Annotated in this window: 16 protein-coding genes; 10 read left to right on the top strand and 6 right to left on the bottom strand. The window is 56.5% G+C overall.

What is annotated here, in order from left to right; all coding sequences use genetic code 11:
- Window positions 1-36: 36 nt before the first annotated feature.
- The 3 genes from F1E05_RS16775 to F1E05_RS16765 all read right to left on the bottom strand — a co-directional run bounded on the left by F1E05_RS16775 (window position 37) and on the right by F1E05_RS16765 (window position 1601).
- The gene (locus tag F1E05_RS16775; protein ID WP_150050479.1) at window positions 37-507 is read right to left on the bottom strand and encodes a P-loop NTPase family protein; all 471 of its coding nucleotides are present in this window, start codon (window positions 505-507) and stop codon (window positions 37-39) included.
- A gap of 163 nt (window positions 508-670) precedes the next feature.
- Window positions 671-1378: a hypothetical protein gene (locus F1E05_RS16770; RefSeq protein WP_150050477.1), complete on the bottom strand. Its 708-nt coding sequence runs from the start codon at window positions 1376-1378 to the stop codon at window positions 671-673.
- The gene (locus F1E05_RS16765) at window positions 1353-1601 is read right to left on the bottom strand and encodes a metallophosphoesterase family protein (protein ID WP_150050475.1); all 249 of its coding nucleotides are present in this window, start codon (window positions 1599-1601) and stop codon (window positions 1353-1355) included. The genes F1E05_RS16770 and F1E05_RS16765 overlap by 26 nt, the downstream gene beginning before the upstream one ends.
- 148 nt (window positions 1602-1749) lie before the next feature.
- Here F1E05_RS16765 and F1E05_RS20325 point away from each other — a divergent pair, with 148 nt between their 5' ends.
- Together F1E05_RS20325 and F1E05_RS16760 are read left to right on the top strand one after the other, a co-directional pair.
- A complete protein-coding gene (locus F1E05_RS20325) occupies window positions 1750-1905 on the top strand; it encodes a hypothetical protein (protein WP_190303175.1) in 156 nt (51 codons plus the stop codon).
- Between the two features lie 226 nt (window positions 1906-2131).
- Window positions 2132-3346, top strand: a complete 1215-nt coding sequence (locus F1E05_RS16760; protein ID WP_150050473.1) for an MFS transporter — start codon at window positions 2132-2134, stop codon at window positions 3344-3346.
- Between the two features lie 212 nt (window positions 3347-3558).
- Here F1E05_RS16760 and F1E05_RS16755 read toward each other — a convergent pair whose 3' ends face one another.
- The 3 genes from F1E05_RS16755 to F1E05_RS16745 all read right to left on the bottom strand — a co-directional run bounded on the left by F1E05_RS16755 (window position 3559) and on the right by F1E05_RS16745 (window position 7000).
- Entirely contained in the window at window positions 3559-3876 is a 318-nt protein-coding gene (locus F1E05_RS16755) for a hypothetical protein (RefSeq protein ID WP_150050471.1), read from the bottom strand.
- 221 nt (window positions 3877-4097) lie between these two features.
- Window positions 4098-5870, bottom strand: coding sequence for an ABC transporter transmembrane domain-containing protein (locus F1E05_RS16750; RefSeq protein ID WP_150050469.1), 1773 nt, complete (start codon window positions 5868-5870; stop codon window positions 4098-4100).
- 5 nt (window positions 5871-5875) lie between these two features.
- Window positions 5876-7000 (bottom strand): aminotransferase class V-fold PLP-dependent enzyme, encoded by a 1125-nt coding sequence (locus tag F1E05_RS16745; protein ID WP_150052053.1) that lies wholly within the window; start codon window positions 6998-7000, stop codon window positions 5876-5878.
- Window positions 7001-7148: 148 nt separating this feature from the next.
- Here F1E05_RS16745 and F1E05_RS16740 point away from each other — a divergent pair, with 148 nt between their 5' ends.
- The 8 genes from F1E05_RS16740 (at window position 7149) to mraY (ending at window position 15707) form a co-directional block, all read left to right on the top strand.
- Window positions 7149-7736, top strand: coding sequence for an LOG family protein (locus F1E05_RS16740; RefSeq protein ID WP_150050467.1), 588 nt, complete (start codon window positions 7149-7151; stop codon window positions 7734-7736).
- Between the two features lie 659 nt (window positions 7737-8395).
- Window positions 8396-8863: a division/cell wall cluster transcriptional repressor MraZ gene (gene mraZ, locus F1E05_RS16735; RefSeq protein WP_150050465.1), complete on the top strand. Its 468-nt coding sequence runs from the start codon at window positions 8396-8398 to the stop codon at window positions 8861-8863.
- Between the two features lie 11 nt (window positions 8864-8874).
- Window positions 8875-9798: a 16S rRNA (cytosine(1402)-N(4))-methyltransferase RsmH gene (rsmH, locus tag F1E05_RS16730; RefSeq protein WP_150050463.1), complete on the top strand. Its 924-nt coding sequence runs from the start codon at window positions 8875-8877 to the stop codon at window positions 9796-9798.
- On the top strand, window positions 9798-10070 hold the full coding sequence (gene ftsL, locus F1E05_RS16725) for a cell division protein FtsL (protein ID WP_150050461.1): 273 nt from the start codon (window positions 9798-9800) through the stop codon (window positions 10068-10070). The genes rsmH and ftsL overlap by 1 nt, the downstream gene beginning before the upstream one ends.
- Before the next feature lie 72 nt (window positions 10071-10142).
- Window positions 10143-11795: a peptidoglycan D,D-transpeptidase FtsI family protein gene (locus F1E05_RS16720; RefSeq protein WP_232056690.1), complete on the top strand. Its 1653-nt coding sequence runs from the start codon at window positions 10143-10145 to the stop codon at window positions 11793-11795.
- Window positions 11792-13255 (top strand): UDP-N-acetylmuramoyl-L-alanyl-D-glutamate--2,6-diaminopimelate ligase, encoded by a 1464-nt coding sequence (locus F1E05_RS16715; protein ID WP_150050457.1) that lies wholly within the window; start codon window positions 11792-11794, stop codon window positions 13253-13255. Before F1E05_RS16720 ends, F1E05_RS16715 begins: the two co-directional genes overlap by 4 nt.
- Window positions 13252-14625 carry a UDP-N-acetylmuramoyl-tripeptide--D-alanyl-D-alanine ligase gene (locus tag F1E05_RS16710; protein WP_150050455.1) on the top strand — a complete coding sequence of 458 codons (1374 nt, stop codon included), beginning with the start codon at window positions 13252-13254 and terminating at the stop codon, window positions 14623-14625. Before F1E05_RS16715 ends, F1E05_RS16710 begins: the two co-directional genes overlap by 4 nt.
- Window positions 14625-15707: a phospho-N-acetylmuramoyl-pentapeptide-transferase gene (gene mraY / locus F1E05_RS16705; protein ID WP_150050453.1), complete on the top strand. Its 1083-nt coding sequence runs from the start codon at window positions 14625-14627 to the stop codon at window positions 15705-15707. The genes F1E05_RS16710 and mraY overlap by 1 nt, the downstream gene beginning before the upstream one ends.
- Window position 15708 lies beyond the last annotated feature (1 nt).

Here is a 15708-nt window from a genome sequence, read left to right as displayed (position 1 = left end):
GGTGATTGTCGGTTATCCGATCGACGTCGTCATCCGTCAATTAGGACTCGCCGCCGGTCCAATTACTTTGATACGGCTTAAACCGCTGCCCACTCGTTTGACTTCTATTCCGATTCCGATCCGCTCGGTCATTTCCTGCACGTGCGAAATCACTCCGACTTTGCGGCCAAGGGCTTGCAAACGCTCATCGTCCAGCCGGCGTTGCATTTGCAAATCGCCCAGTCGTTGCGTCAGGCTGTTAAGCCGCTCGGAAAGATCGGCCAGCTGCGATGCCAAGGTTTCTCCGCTTTCCAGCGAACGCCGGGTCTGCAAATGCTGCTCGCATTGCCAGCGGCGTTCGGCCAGCACGGTTTGCGCCTGCATCAGTGCCTGCTCCAACTGCTGTAGGGCGTCGCGCTCACGGCTCAACCAAGCGGCGTCCCGTTGCAAGTGTTGGCGTAGATCGTCGGGCTTAAAAGCAGGCTGTGCGGGCCGGGCGGCGTTAAAAGCTTGCAACCATTGCGACACGGCCGATTCGGCGGTTTGCCACTCGGTCCGGCGAGCGCTTCCTGCGCCGTTGCTGTTTGGGTGGCGGCATGCTGTGCTGCAGTCGCGGCAGTTTGTAGCGCGGTTTTGGCCGCGTTCATTGTATTTGCCAGCTCGCGCTCGACATCGGCGACCGAGCGGCCGTTCAGTACGGACTGTCGTTTTGTAGGGTTAGCGCCTGCCGTTTTTCACGGGCGTTAAGCAATGCCTGCTGCGCTGCTTGCCGGTCGCTTGCGGCTTGGTCCAACTGCTGTTGCAAGGCCTGTTGGTCCGATTTGAGTCGGTCCGGTGTCTGCCGCGCCCGGTCGCGTGCCGTCAATGCCGCGCTCATGGCTTTCAAACGCTCGGCCAATGCGTGCAAATCTTGTTCGGTCGCCTGAATTTCGCCGGCTAACCACGCCGACATGCCTTCATCGGCTATGTCCAAGGCCGCCAATTCTGCCGCAGTTGCCGACCACTGGTGGCGTTGCGGCTCGATTTGCCGATGTAATGCCGCCAGCGAGGCGTCGCCGGCTTGAAGGGTTTTGTCGCATTGCGCGATGTCCAGCTGCCAGCGCTGACGCTCCTGTTCCGCCTGCTGCCGATTGTGCCGGCAGGTCTCGACTTCGGATGCCAAGATTTGCAACTCTTGGCGTAGCGGATGATCGTGCTCGGCAAACGGGTGTTGTTTGGCGCCGCACACCGGACATTCCGCGTCCGGTTGCAGTTGGGCGCGCAGTGCCTCCACCCGTTCGCTGCAGGCCAATTTGGCTAGATCGAGCATCTTGGCGGCTTGGTCGTGGCTGGCGATCAACAGAGGTAGCCGGTTTTCGACTGTGTTCAGCGCGTCAGCAGCCTGTTGGCGCTGAGCCAATGTGCTTGCATGCTTGTCGTAAGGCTATCGACCTCCGCAACCGGTATAACTGCTTTTGCGTGGCGGCGGAAGGGTTGGCATTGTCAAAAATGTCGCCTGTTACCAACAGTGCGTCGATGTCTTGTTCGCGTAGCTGCAACAGCAGCCAATCCAAAAAACATTGGTGTTCGAAGCCTTTCAGCGTATGGCCTAGATGCCAGTCGGAGGTATGGAGGATTTTCATGTTTGGGCTCTTGCTATAAAGACGGCCGGTTTGTCGCGATTCCATGACGCGCCAGTTTATTTTGCACATAAACCATAAGGATGGTGAGCCGTACAATTTACGGTATAGTTAGCGCCGGCTATCGTACAGCCAACGGGAGAATGCCGCCATGATGAGTATGTTACGCACAATATTGGAAATCGGTTTGGTCATCGGTTTGCTGGTCGGAGCGTTTTATATCAATAAGACCCTGGCCAAAGAAAGCCGCGAAGACAAAGCTCGCGAGAACGAAAAACTCAGCGACGACAATACACCGCCGAGCTGAACCGGGTTCACCGATAAAACCGGCTGACGCGCTTGTTATCCCCGCCTTCAACCGGCTGAAGGCGGGGATAAGCTGGCTTTTTTGCATCTGCGCTCGTCAACATTCGCCGTTCTCACCCATTTCTATTTGCCGGTTTCCTGTCTTATCCGGCCCGGCGGGCATAAGCGAGTAGAATACTCCACCAATTGCGGCCGGCGCATTCGCCGGGTATTGATCAAGGACCTGCATGGCTTTCGGCATCGCCCATTCGGCATTTTTCAATCTGTTGATTTTCCGCGGCGTGATCGTGCTCGCTTATCAAGTGATGGCCACGACGGTAGGCTGGCATATTTACGAATTGACCCACGATGCACTGGCGCTGGGCTTGGTCGGTTTGGCCGAGGTGATTCCATATTTTTGCTGCGCGCTGTTTGCCGGTTATGCGGTCGATCATTATTCGCGGCGCTGGTTCGGGATATTCGCCGGCTTGTTGTTGGCGCTGAATGCGGCAGTCTTGGTGTGGGTGGCCGGGGCTAGACTGCCGGGCAATCCGGTGTGGTGGATATATAGCTCGATTGCTTGCACCGGCCTGGCCCGTGCCTTTTTAGGGCCGACTTACAGTGCGTTGTTCGCGTTGGTGTTGCCGCGCGAAGCCTTCGCCAAAGCGGCCGGCGTCGGCAGCGCGGTGTTTCAATTCGGATTGGTCGTGGGACCGGCGTTGGGCGGGGTGTTGGTGGCCTGGGCCGGCAAAACCGCAGCATACGGCGTTGCTGCCGGCTTGGCGTTGATCGCCGGGTTAGCCTTGTTGCTGCTGCGCGTCAAACAACCGCCGCCGGCCGAGGCGGCTCCTATTTTTGCCAGCATCGGCCAAGGACTGCGTTTCGTATTCAACAACCAAATCGTGCTCGGCGCTCAGTGCTTGGACATGTTTGCAGTGTTGTTCGGCGGTGCGGTGGCTTTGCTGCCGGCTTTTATTCAGGACGTTTATCATTACGGCGCCGAAGGTTTAGGCATTTTACGCGCTGCGCCGGCTGTGGGCGCGGTGATCACCGGCTTGCTACTGGCCCGCCGCCCGATTAACCATCATGCCGGCCGTTGGCTATTGGCAGCGGTAGCCGGCTTCGGCCTGTGCATGATTGCGTTCGCCCTGGTCAGCGATTTCTGGATGGGCGCCGGACTGTTGGTATTGTCCGGCAGTTTCGACGGCGTATCGGTGGTGATGCGTTCCACCATCATGCAGCTGGCTACCCCGGATACGCTACGCGGCCGGGTAGCGGCGATTAACGGCATTTTCATCGGTTCCTCCAACGAGCTGGGCGCGTTCGAGTCCGGTCTGGCTGCCCGTTGGTTGGGGCTGGTGCCGTCGGTGGTGTTCGGCGGAGCGATGACGCTGGTCGTAGTGGCCGCGACGGCCAAGCTGGCGCCGAAATTGCGACGCCTGGAGCTTAGCGATTTGTATTGACGGCTAATTTGTTAAAAAGTCTGTAAATATTCAGCAGGCGCTCCGGCTTATCTCGGAGCAGCGATAGTCTGAAACGAATGAAGAGGTAGGAGTGGCTGAATAGTTACAAACGTCTTTAAGCCGCTAGCCGGAATTGAAAGTCGGCGGCCGCCCCCCAGCCTCAATATCAGTATGAGGCGAGCGATGAACGCAGGACTGGATGCTTGAGCGAATCACTTGCGTTGATGATATTCCGCAACCAGCACTTGAATCTTCAGCCGCATAATATCTTTCAGCATTCTGATTTTTCTATCGTGTTCCTGATGCGCAATATCGTAGATTTGCTTTTTAAACGTTTCGTCGCTATCGGCGGGCAGGCTTAAGGACCATTCGGTGAAAAACGCACCGTAGCTGTCGATGGTTTTGATCAGCTCGAACCTGAGCTTTTCCCGGTCTTTTTTGGGAACCTGCATCAGTGCTTGGTCGATGGCCGCATCTATATCCGATTTTTGTTGGGTGTTCAGGACGGGGAATTGGATGATTTGTGACATAAAAACGATAAGTGAATAATCGGCTGGGTAAAGCCATGATTGCTTGTTTCGCATGACTCATCCAATCGGGAAGTCATAAATCGCACCAACTTACAAGCCGTTGATAATTATAAAAAAATAATTCGACTTATTTGTCGCGTTCGCGACAAAGGGAAACCCGTTGCATCCTGGATGTTCGATAGGCGGCAGCGGCCGCCCCGGATGAAGGCTGGCGAGATCGGCTACAACCCGAACTGCAAGGCCGCTAGCCGCGCATACAAGCCGTTTTGCCGGCGTAGGGCCTCCGGGCTGCCGGTTTCGACGATGCGACCGCGTTCCAGGACGACGACTCGATCCACTTGCTGTACCGTGGCCAGCCGGTGAGCGATGATCAAGGTGGTGCGGCCGACCATGGCCGCCGCCAGACCTTGTTGCACCAGGATTTCCGATTCGGCGTCCAGGGCGCTGGTGGCTTCGTCCAGCAGCAACAGCGGTGCATTCTTTAAAATGGCTCGGGCGATGGCGATGCGCTGGCGTTGGCCGCCGGACAAACGGGTGCCGCGCTCGCCGAGAAAAGTCAGGTAGCCGTCCGGCAGACGGCGGATGAATTCGTCCGCTTGGGCGGCTTGCGCGGCGGCGATCACTTCATCGTCGCCGGCGTCGGGGCGGCCGTAGCGGATATTTTCCAGGGCGTTGGCGGAAAAAATCACCGCGTCTTGCGCCACAACGGCGATCTGCCGGCGCAACTCGGTCAAGGCCAAATCGCGAATGTCGACGCCGTTGAGTCGGATGTTGCCGCGCTCGACGTCGTAAAAGCGCAGCAACAGTTGAAACAAGGTGGTTTTGCCGGCGCCGGACGGGCCGACTAGCGCCACGCTTTCGCCGGCGTTTATCTGTAGCTCGATGTCGCTGAGTGCCGCCGATTGCGGCCGAGATGGATAGGCGAAGCCGACGTTGCTGAATTTGAGTTCGGCTAGTTCGCGTTGCGGTAACCGGAGAGGTTGCGGCGGAGATACGATGGCCGGCGTGGCATGCAGCAGTTCCAGCAAGCGTTCGGCCGCGCCGGCCGCGCGCATGACGTCTCCCCATACTTCCGCCAGGGTGCTGACTGCACCGGCTACCATCAGGGCGTACAACACGAACGAACCGAGCTGGCCGCCGCTCATCGCGCCGTCGCGCACTTGGCGGGCGCCTATCCACAGTACGAAGATGATTGCACCCATCACCGCCAGGATGACCAGCGCGGTCAGCACGGCGCGAAAACGGGTGCGGTGTATCGCGCTGGCGAAGCCGATTTCGGCGCGCTCGCCGAAACGCCCGCTTTCAGCGGCTTCCTGGGTATAGGCTTGCACCGTAGGAACGGCATTGAGGATTTCGCCGGCCAATGCCGCGGCATCGGCCAGTTTGTCCTGCGATTCGCGCGATAGCGTTCTGACCCGGCGGCTAAGCAGGCCGATAGGTAGAATCAACAGCGCCGTCAGGCCGATATTCAAGGCGAACAGATGGAAATCGGTCACGGCCAGCATGACCATGCCGCCGGTAAACTGCAACAGGCTGCGCAAGCCCATCGACAATGAGCTGCCGACCACGGTTTGCACCAGCGTGGTATCGCCGCTCAAGCGCGACAGCACTTCGCCGGTTTGCAGGGTTTCGAAAAACTGCGGCGATTGCTGCAAAACCCGGGCGTAGACCGCGCTGCGCAAATCGGCACTGATCCGTTCGCCCAGCCAGCTGACTTGAAAATAGCGGCCGGCCACTAACAGTCCCCACAAGGCCGCCAAGCCGAACATCAGCAGGAAGTGCCCGTTTAAACTCATGGGTCCGAGCAGGCCGTTTTGCGCTCGGGTTGGGCCGAAACCGGCGTCGAGCAAATCGCGAAACGCCAACGGCACCAACAGCAGGGTCGCCGAGCCCGAACACAGCAGGGCAAAGGCCAGTAACACCCGGCGGCGGTAAGGCCGTAAAAACGGCCACAATGCCGGCAACAAGCGGCGTGCTTGCGGTGCCGCCGCCATTTGCTTCACGGCGTCGCGGCGGCGATAGCCAGCGCTCGGTCGAGTTGCTCCAGATTGTTGTAAAAGTGCGGCGAAAAGCGAATGCCGCCGCCGCGCAACGCGCAAACCACACCGGAGTGCTGTAAATGCCGGTACACGGCGTGGTTGTCGCGGCGGCGATGGCGAAAAGTGACGATGCCGGATTTCAGCGGCGGGTGGCGCTCGGACAATAATTCCAAGGCCGGATCGGCATCGATCGCGGCTTTCAGATAGTCGCTGCGCTCCACGATCAAGGCTTCGACCTTGTCCATGCCGGTTTCCAGCAAGAGCGACAGACTGGCCGACAGCGCGTGGATGCACAGCATGTTCGGGCTGCCCGCCTCGAAGCGGCGAGCGGTCGGGTGCATTTCCCACGGCCGGTTTTCATAATTGTGAGTGTCTTTCATCATGTGCCAGCCGTATTGGGTTAAATGCAAACGCTCGCGCGCCGTCGGCGTCGTATAAAACACGCCCAAGCCTTCCGGCCCGAACAACCATTTGTGGCCGTCGGCCATTACGAAATCGGCCTGGCAGGCGAGTACGTCGAATTGCACCGCGCCCAGACTCTGGATCGCGTCGACGCAAAACAGGATGCCGCGCTGTTTGCAGAAGGCACCCAGCCGGTTCAAATCCAGGCGCAGACCGGAGGCGAATTGAATCGAGCTGATGGTCAGTAGCTTGGTGCGTTGGTCGACCAGGGCGAACAACGCATCTTCCGGCGTCGCGGCGGCGTGCAAATCGGCTTCGCGAAATTCGACGCCGCGTTCGGCCAAGGATTGCCAGGGCAGGCGGTTGGACGGGAATTCCTCGTTGCTGGAGACGATGTTGTCGCCGGTTTGCCAATCCAAACCGTAGGCCACGAAGGATAAGGCTTCCGAGGTGTTTTTGACCAAGGCGATGTCGTCGGCCGAGGCCGCGTTCAACAAGTGCCGGAATTGCTCGCGAATTTGAGTTTCTTTCTCCAGCCACTGCGGGTAATAGTGCGAACCGTAACGGCAATTTTGCTCGGCAAAGCGGATCACTTCGGCGCCGGTACGTTTGGGCCACGGTGCCACCGCGGCGTGGTTCAGATAAATCAATTCGTCGGTCAATGGAAATTCGGGATGGCTCATGGCGGCAACCAGCGGTAACAATGGGATGCCGGCAGTGTCGCGGAAGGACTGGCCGATGGCAAGTGACATTTTTCGCTGTGCATATGCGGTCGCGGTGGTCACATAAGCGGTGTTAGACTGCTGCGCTCAACCATTTGCCGGAGGCAACATGCGCATCAAATCCCTGTGTGTTTATTGCGGCTCCAGCCCGGGCCGTAACGGCGATTATCTGGCCGCCGCCGAAGCTCTGGCCGAAGAAATGGTCGGGCGTGGCATTCGCTTGGTTTACGGCGGTGCCGACGTGGGCGTCATGGGCGCGGTGGCCAACGCGGTGCTGGCGGCCGGCGGTCAAGTCACCGGCATCATCCCGGAAGCCCTGGTATCCAAAGAAGTGGCTCACCGCAACTTGACCGAGCTGCACGTGACCCGCTCCATGCACGACCGCAAGGCGATGATGGCCGAGCTGGCCGACGCCTTCGTCGCCTTGCCGGGCGGCATCGGCACACTGGAAGAAATTTTCGAAATCTGGACCTGGGCGCAGCTGGGCTTGCACCAAAAGCCGTTCGGTTTGTTGAATGTGGCGGGCTATTACGACAAGCTGATTGCGTTTTTGGATCACGTGGTCGAGGAACGCTTCGTCAAGCCGCCGCACCGACAAGCTTTGCTGGTCGCCAGCGCCGCGGCGCAATTGCTGGACGGCTTCGAAACCTACCATCCCGCCGAGGAGCCACGTTGGATGACTAGTGAACAGATTTGAGTTTTGCCCGGCCATTTGATTGGGCCGGCGTGCGGCGAAAGCTCGGTCGCACTTGCAAGCGCCGGCGCCGCGATAATGTTTCGATTTTTTTCCGATTGCCCGAAGTGGCGGGATGTCCCATGTTTTAGAAAAAACTTCCAACTTGGTGCATAACCGTTTGCTTTCCTCGTTAGCGCAGTAATTCTTCCAAGTCCTCCTGCCTTATCCGTTCCAATCACCGGACTGGGTTCCGCTTGTCTAAAAATCTTCTGCGAAGCCGCCTGTCGCCAGAGGCGTTATTGTTCGCGGCGATTTGCCGTTGCTGACCGCCGGTTGGCGATAAAAATGGTTTTTGCGCGAAAAATTAAGTCGATAATATTTTATAACTTATTGTAATTATTGATTTTTATTTTTTATAAAAAGTCGGCGCTTCAAGTGGATGCCGTCTTTTTCCATGACATTCCAGCTTAATTTTGTGAATTAACTGACTGATACCAATGGAGATTGAGCGGCGAAAAAATATTCGTTGCAATGCCTGGGTGTTGTGCTGTAAGTCATTGTAGGTAAAGAGAGATTTTAATGTAACTCCTCTTGACTATCCGTCCCGACAAAACTATAGTGGAGTAGAAGTGATGTAAAGTGGCGTAAAAGGGAAAATTTCGGATTTTTTGAGGCAGATCTTGTTTCGCGGCATAAGTTCAATCAGTTTGGATGCCAAAGGTCGTATTGCGATTCCCACGCGATACCGCGATGAATTGCATGAATGCTGCGAACGGCAAATGATCGTAACCCTGGCGGTAAACGAAAAATGCGTCGGCGAACCCGGTTGCCTGTGGCTATACCCCTTGCCCGAATGGGAAAAATTGGAACAAACCATTAACAAACTGCCGACGCTTAACAAAGCGGCCGGCAAATTGCGCCGGTTCTTGATCGGGCATGCCAGCGAATGCGAAATGGATACCCAAGGGCGTTTGTTATTGCCCGAGAAATTGCGCGAGTACGCCAACATGGACAAACAACTGTATTTGGTTGGCCAATTAAATAAATTCGAAATTTGGAACGATGTGGCTTGGTTGCAAAAGCAACAGGAATGGATGGACGGTGACGATACGGAAGGATTGAGCGATCTGGAAGACTTGTCGTTTTAGCGGTCGGTAACGTGCATCAATCCGTATTGTATCAAGAGGCTTTGACCGGTCTGCGCATCAAGCCCGACGGCATTTACGTCGATTGTACCTTTGGCCGCGGCGGGCATAGCGCCGGCGTGTTGCAGCAACTCGGGGTGTCCGGGCGGCTGTTGGCAATCGACAGAGATCCGGAAGCCATTCGCTCCGCCGAAGCATGCCGGTTACGAAGCGATCCGCGTTTCAGCTTGTATCACGCTAGTTTCGCCGAGCTGAAAGCGATTGCCGAAAGTCTGAATTTATCCGGGCGAGTAGACGGTTTGTTACTCGATCTGGGCGTTTCTTCGCCGCAGCTGGATACTGCGGAACGAGGTTTTAGTTTTTTGCGCGAAGGTCCGTTGGATATGCGTATGGACAGCAGTCAAGGCATGACGGCGGCCGATTATTTGGCGCAAGTCGAAGAGCAAGAGTTGGTGCGCGTGTTGTTCGAATATGGCGAAGAGCGATTTGCCCGGCGGATTGCCGCTGCCGTCGTCAAAGAACGCAAGCACAAACCGATTCGCACCACCGCCGAGTTGGTGGCATTAATCGAAGCCTGCGTGCCGTTCAAGGAAAAGCACAAACATCCGGCGACGCGCAGTTTTCAGGCAATACGCATAGAAATCAACCAGGAATTACAGCAAGTCCAGCAAATACTGGCGCAGAGCGCGGCGCTTTTGGCGCACGGCGGCAGATTGGTGGTCATTGCATTTCATTCTCTGGAAGACCGTATCGTTAAACGCTTTATTAAAAACGAATCAGGCAATAAAACCGATCCAGGCCGCTTACCGGTGAAAGAGCAAGATATTGTGAAAGGGCAGTTTAAAAAGATCGGCGCCCCGATTCGAGCCGGGAGTGAAGAACTGAAAACCAACCCCAGGGCGCGTAGCGCAGTGATGCGGGTTGCCGAGAAATTGTAATGGACGCCGTTAAAAACGTTTTTCTGGGTATGTTGATTGCGATGCTGATGGTATCCGCGCTGGCGGTCATTTACAGCAAGTATCAAGCGCGCATTTTGTTTATCGAAATTCAAAAAAAAGAAAAACAGTTGGACGATTACGAGGTTGAAAGAGGCCGCTTATTGTTGGAGCTGTCGACCTTGACCGAAGAAACGCGGGTGGAAATAGAAGCCAGACAACGTCTGCAACTCACCTTACCCGCTCAAAACGACATTGTTTACATCAGGCCGTAGATGAGAATCGCCGTTGCACACACCGCTGACAATAGAGCCCTGCCGGGCTACCCAGTCAGACGTCGGTTGCTCATGGGAGCCATCGCCTGCGCGATGTTGGCGCTGGCGGGCCGCGCTTTGTATCTGCAAGTATTGAACCGGACTTTTTTGCAAGACAAGGGCGACATGCAGCATTTGGGCATTATCGAAGTACCGGCCTACCGCGGGCAGATTAAAGATAGAAGCGGCGAACCTTTGGCGATTAGCGCGCCGGTGCAGTCCATCTGGGTGAATTTGCGTCAGTTGAAGGCCGAAGAACGAGATAAACAATTGCAAATGGCCAAATACTTGGGCATGCCGACCAAGGATCTGGACGCATTCATCAGCAACAATGCCGGTAAGCGCTTCGTTTATCTGCGCCGGCAGATCAATCCGGATTTGGCGGATAAGGTCAAGGCTTTGGAAATATCCGGCGTGTATTTCGAAACCGCGTTCAAACGTTATTACCCGACCGGCGCCACCACCGGCCATTTATTGGGATTCACCAATATCGACGATGTCGGTCAGGAAGGCCTGGAACACGGATACGAATATTTGTTAGCCGGCAAACCGGGGCGCAAAAGAGTCATTAAAGACGGTAAAGGCCGCGTCATAAAAGACGTGGAAAACATTCAGGAAGCCGTGCCGGGCCGGGATTTGAATCTGAGCATAGACGAACGCATTCAATACTTGGCGTATCGGGAATTGCAGACAACGTTATTCAAGCATAAAGCCCATTCCGCGTCGTTGGTGGTGTTGGACGCTAAAAACGGCGATGTGTTGGCTTCGGTTAGCCAGCCGGCTTTTAATCCCAATAATAGAAAGGAATTACGCAGCAATCGCTACCGCAACCGGGCCATGGTGGACGTGTTCGAGCCGGGTTCGACGGTGAAGCCGTTTGTGGTGGCGGCGGCCTTGGATGGCGGTTATGTGGACCCGAATGTGTTGATAGAAACGCACGGTATCTATAACGTCGGCCGTAACGTGGTCAAGGATATTCACAACTATGGCACGATGGATTTGACTTTGGTGTTGCAAAAATCCAGCAATATCGCGGTCACCAAAATCGCGATGAGCATGCCGCCCGAATACTTCTGGAACGTTTACAGTAACTTAGGTTTCGGTTCCTCGGCGGGCGTGGGCTTTCCCGGCGAAGCCAGCGGCAGCTTGTTGGACTATCAAGGCTGGCACGAATTCGATCAGGCTATTCTGTCCTTCGGCTACGGCGTATCGACCTCGATACTACAGCTGGCGCGGGCTTATACCGCGTTGGCGGACGACGGCATCGTACATTCGGTCTCTTTGCTGAAACGCGACGAAGACCCGGATGCGCGTCGGGTGTTCAAGCCGGAAACGGCGCGTAAGGTGCGGGATATGTTGGAACACGTGATCAGCAAGGAAGGCACGGCCTACCAAGCCAGGGTGGAAGGATACCGAGTGGCCGGGAAAACCGGTACCGTGAAGAAAACCTCCGCTTCCGGCGGTTACACCCACGACAAATATTTATCGGTGTTCGTCGGCATGGCGCCGGCCAGCAATCCGCGTTTCGTTATCGCCATTGTGGTCGACGAACCGAGCACCGGCCAGTACTACGGCGGATTGGTCGCCGCGCCGGTGTTTTCCAAGGTGATGGCGGGCATTTTACGCATCTACGGCGTCGAGCCGGACGGCATGGATACCATGCCATTGTTATTGACTAGAAAATGAGGCTCAGCGTGTTACTCGAAGGGCTTGCCGACCTAACCAGCGATTGCGAAGTCGGCGGTCTGTGCTTAGACAGCCGGCAGTTGCAGTCCGGGCAGGTGTTCATTGCGTTGAACGGCGCTTTGCAACACGGCTTGAGTTATGCCGGTCAGGCGGCGGCGGCCGGTGCGGCGGCGATCGTCTACGACCCGGAAGGGAGCGGCGGAGCGTGTCCGCAATCCGCAGAAGTTCCCATGGTGGCAGTCGATGAATTGGGCCGATTGCTCGGGGAAATCGCCGCGCGCTTTTACGCCTATCCGTCGCGGCGGCTCGAAGTCGTCGGCATTACCGGTACCAACGGCAAGACCACCTGCAGTCAACTCTTGGCGCAAGCCTTGGCCGACTGCGGCGTGATAGGCACCTTAGGTTGGGGACGCATCGGCAATTTACATCCGACCGTCAACACCACCCCGGACGCCCTGGCGGTGCAGCGCATGCTGCACGATATGGCGGCTATCGGCTTAAAGCGAGTGGCAATGGAAGTGTCGTCGCACGGATTGCATCAGGGCCGGGTCAACGCCGTGGATTTCGTCGGCGCGGTTTTTACTAATTTAAGTCGGGATCACCTGGATTATCACGGCGATATGGACAGTTATTTACAGGCTAAATTGAGCTTGTTCAACAACCCGGCCTTGCAGTTCGCGGTGATTAACCTGGACGATCCCAATAGTGGAGAGGTGTCTATGACTTTGAGCCCGACCGTTCGACGTTGGGGCTTCAGCGTTACCGGCAAGACCGTCCCGCAGACTGAGTGCGTGCAGGCAGACCAGGTCGTGCATTCGAATGACGGAATCAGGTTTCGCGTGACTTGGCAAAACCTCAGTCAAACGGCTTACACCCCGGTAGTGGGCGCATTCAACCTGCAAAACGTGTTGACGGTGATGAGCGTATTGTTGGCGATGGGTTGGCCGTTTGCACCAGCGGTAGAACGCTTAGCCCATTTACGGCCGGTGACCGGACGGATGGAAAAATTCGGGGCCGCCGGTCAGCCGCAGGTGATCATCGATTACGCTCACACCCCGGATGCCCTGGAAAAAGTGCTGCTGGCTTCCAAAGGTTCTGGCAAATTGTGGGTAGTGTTCGGTTGCGGGGGCGACAGAGATAAAGGCAAACGGCCGGAAATGGGCCGGATAGCCGAGGTTTTGGCGGATAGAGTGATCCTGACCGACGACAATCCGCGCAGTGAACCGGCGTACCAAATCATCAACGACATTTTGGCCGGTTGTTTGAGCGATAAAGTCAGCATCATCAACGACAGACATCGTGCTATCACGACCGCGATCAAGCAGGCACAAGCCGAAGATTGCGTGGTGATTGCCGGCAAAGGCCATGAAAACTACCAAGACATCGAAGGTCGCAAAATCCCGTTCAGCGATCAAGAGGCGGCCGTTGCCGCACTGCAAGCTTGGGGGGCGCCGCTATGAAGTTGCTTTTGAGCGAAATCAGCGCTGCGGTTAACGGACAACTTTTGGGCGCAGACCGAGAAATAAGCGGCATCAGCATAGATACCCGCACGCTGGTCGCGGGCGATTTGTACCTGGCGATACGCGGTCACGCCTTCGACGGCCACGATTTTACCGCCAATGCGGCTAAGGCGGGCGCCTCGGCATTATTGGTGGAACGCGTTGCGGATTGCGCGTTGCCGCAGATTCTCGTTGGCGATACCCGCTTGGCACTGGCCGAAGCCGCCGGCTATTGGCGGCGCGGTTTGCCGGTCAAAGTGGCCGGCGTCACCGGCAGCAACGGCAAGACCACCGTCAAGGAAATGATAGCGGCGATATTTGCGACCCAAGGCGACACGCTTTCTACCCGCGGCAACTTGAATAACGACATCGGCGTACCGCTGACTTTACTGCGGTTGAACCCGCAGCACCGGTTTGCCGTGATTGAAATGGGCGCAAACCATCCCGGCGAAATCGCCTACACCAGTCGTTATGCGCAGGCGGACGTCAGCGTAATTACCAACGTGGGACCGGCGCATATCGAGGGGTTCGGCAGTGTGCGGGGAGTAGCCGAGGCCAAAGGCGAGATTCTTCGTGCGCTTGGGCCGCAAGGCGTGGCCGTGTTGAACCGGGACGACCCGTTTTACGATTTTTGGTTGCAGCACTGCGTGGCCGGCCGGCGTAGCGTGAGCTTCGGTTTCGACCTCGCGGCCGACGTCCGGGCGCAAGGCGTGACAAGCGGCCTGGGCCCTAACGGTTTCGATACTGCATTCGATCTGATATGGGCGGCGGGTACAGCCAGAATTCGTTTGGCCTTGGCCGGCAAACACAACGTCAAAAACGCCTTGGCCGCCGCCGCGGTAGCGCTGCAATTCGGCATTGCGATAGACGACATTCAAAGCGGCTTGGAGACCATGCAACCCGTTACCGGACGCATGCAAGCCTTGCCGGGTAAAAACGGCAATATCGTCATCGACGATACCTACAACGCCAACCCGGCCTCGTTGCAAGCGGCCCTGGACGCGCTGGATAGCTGCGGCAAGCCGGTTTGGCTGGCGTTGGGGGCTTTCGGAGAGTTGGGCAGCGACAGTGCGGCGTTGCACGCGCAGATGGGTAAAGTCATTCAGGCCAAACCGGTGCAGCGCTTGTTCGCTACCGGAGAATTGGCCCGGCATACCGTGCAGGCTTTTGGTGGCGGCGGGCAATTCTTCGACCGCCAGATCGATTTAATAGAGGCACTGGCCGCGGCGGCCGGCGGTGACGAAATCATATTAATAAAAGGCTCGCGTGCGCAGAAAATGGAAAACGTAGTCGCGGCGCTGGTAGACAATTTTCGGGTAGATTTACACTAATGTTACTGTTACTTGCGGACTTTTTACTTCAATTCGATAGCGGCTTTCGGGTTTTGCATTACCTGACGTTTCGCGCCATTCTCGGGGTGTTGACCGCCTTGGTGATTTCCTTTGTGATCGGTCCGCTCATGATAGAAAAGCTGACGCGCAAAAAGATTGGCCAAAGCGTGCGCGACGACGGCCCGCAAACTCATTATTCCAAATCCGGCACGCCGACGATGGGCGGAACGATGATTCTGTTCGCCATCGCCATCAGCACCTTGCTGTGCGCGGATTTGAGTAACCGTTATGTCTGGGTGGTGCTGTTGGTGACGTTGGCGCACGGCGTGATCGGTTTCATCGACGACTATAAAAAGGTCTTGCTCGGCAATAGTGACGGACTTTCGGCTCGAGCCAAATATTTTTGGCAATCGGTCGTAGCCTTCGCCGCGGCGGTTTATTTGTTTCGTACCGCTCAGGTGCCGGCAGAAACCCAGTTCATTGTGCCGTTCTTCAAAAGTGTCAATTTGGATATGGGCTGGTGGTACGTGGTGCTGACCTATTTCGTGATCGTCGGCGCCAGCAATGCGGTCAATCTGACCGATGGTCTGGACGGTTTGGCGATTATGCCGACCGTAATGATAGCCGCGGCGTTGGCGATATTCGCCTATTTATCCGGACACGCCAATTTTGCCCAATATTTGCATATTCCGCATATACCCAAGGCCGGCGAATTAATCGTATTTTGCGCGGCCTTAGTCGGCTCGGGGCTAGGGTTTTTGTGGTTCAACGCCTATCCGGCCATGGTGTTCATGGGCGACGTCGGTGCGCTGGCCTTGGGCGCCGCATTGGGCGTAGTGGCTGTTTTGGTGCGACAGGAGGTTGTGTTGGTGATCATGGGCGGGATTTTCGTCTTGGAAACCGTATCGGTGATCATCCAGGTGGGGTCCTACAAAATGCGGAAGAAACGGGTATTTTTGATGGCGCCGATTCACCATCACTACGAGTTGAAAGGTTGGCCGGAGCCGCGCATCATCGTCAGATTCTGGATTATTTCAGTGATCTTGGTGTTAATCGGATTGGCGACCTTGAAGTTGAGGTAAA

Origin of the sequence: Methylomonas rhizoryzae, from assembly GCF_008632455.1 — a bacterium.
Taxonomy (GTDB): Bacteria; Pseudomonadota; Gammaproteobacteria; order Methylococcales; family Methylomonadaceae; genus Methylomonas; species Methylomonas rhizoryzae.
Note: the sequence above shows the minus strand (reverse complement) of the source record. Positions and strands in the feature narration are given on the sequence as shown.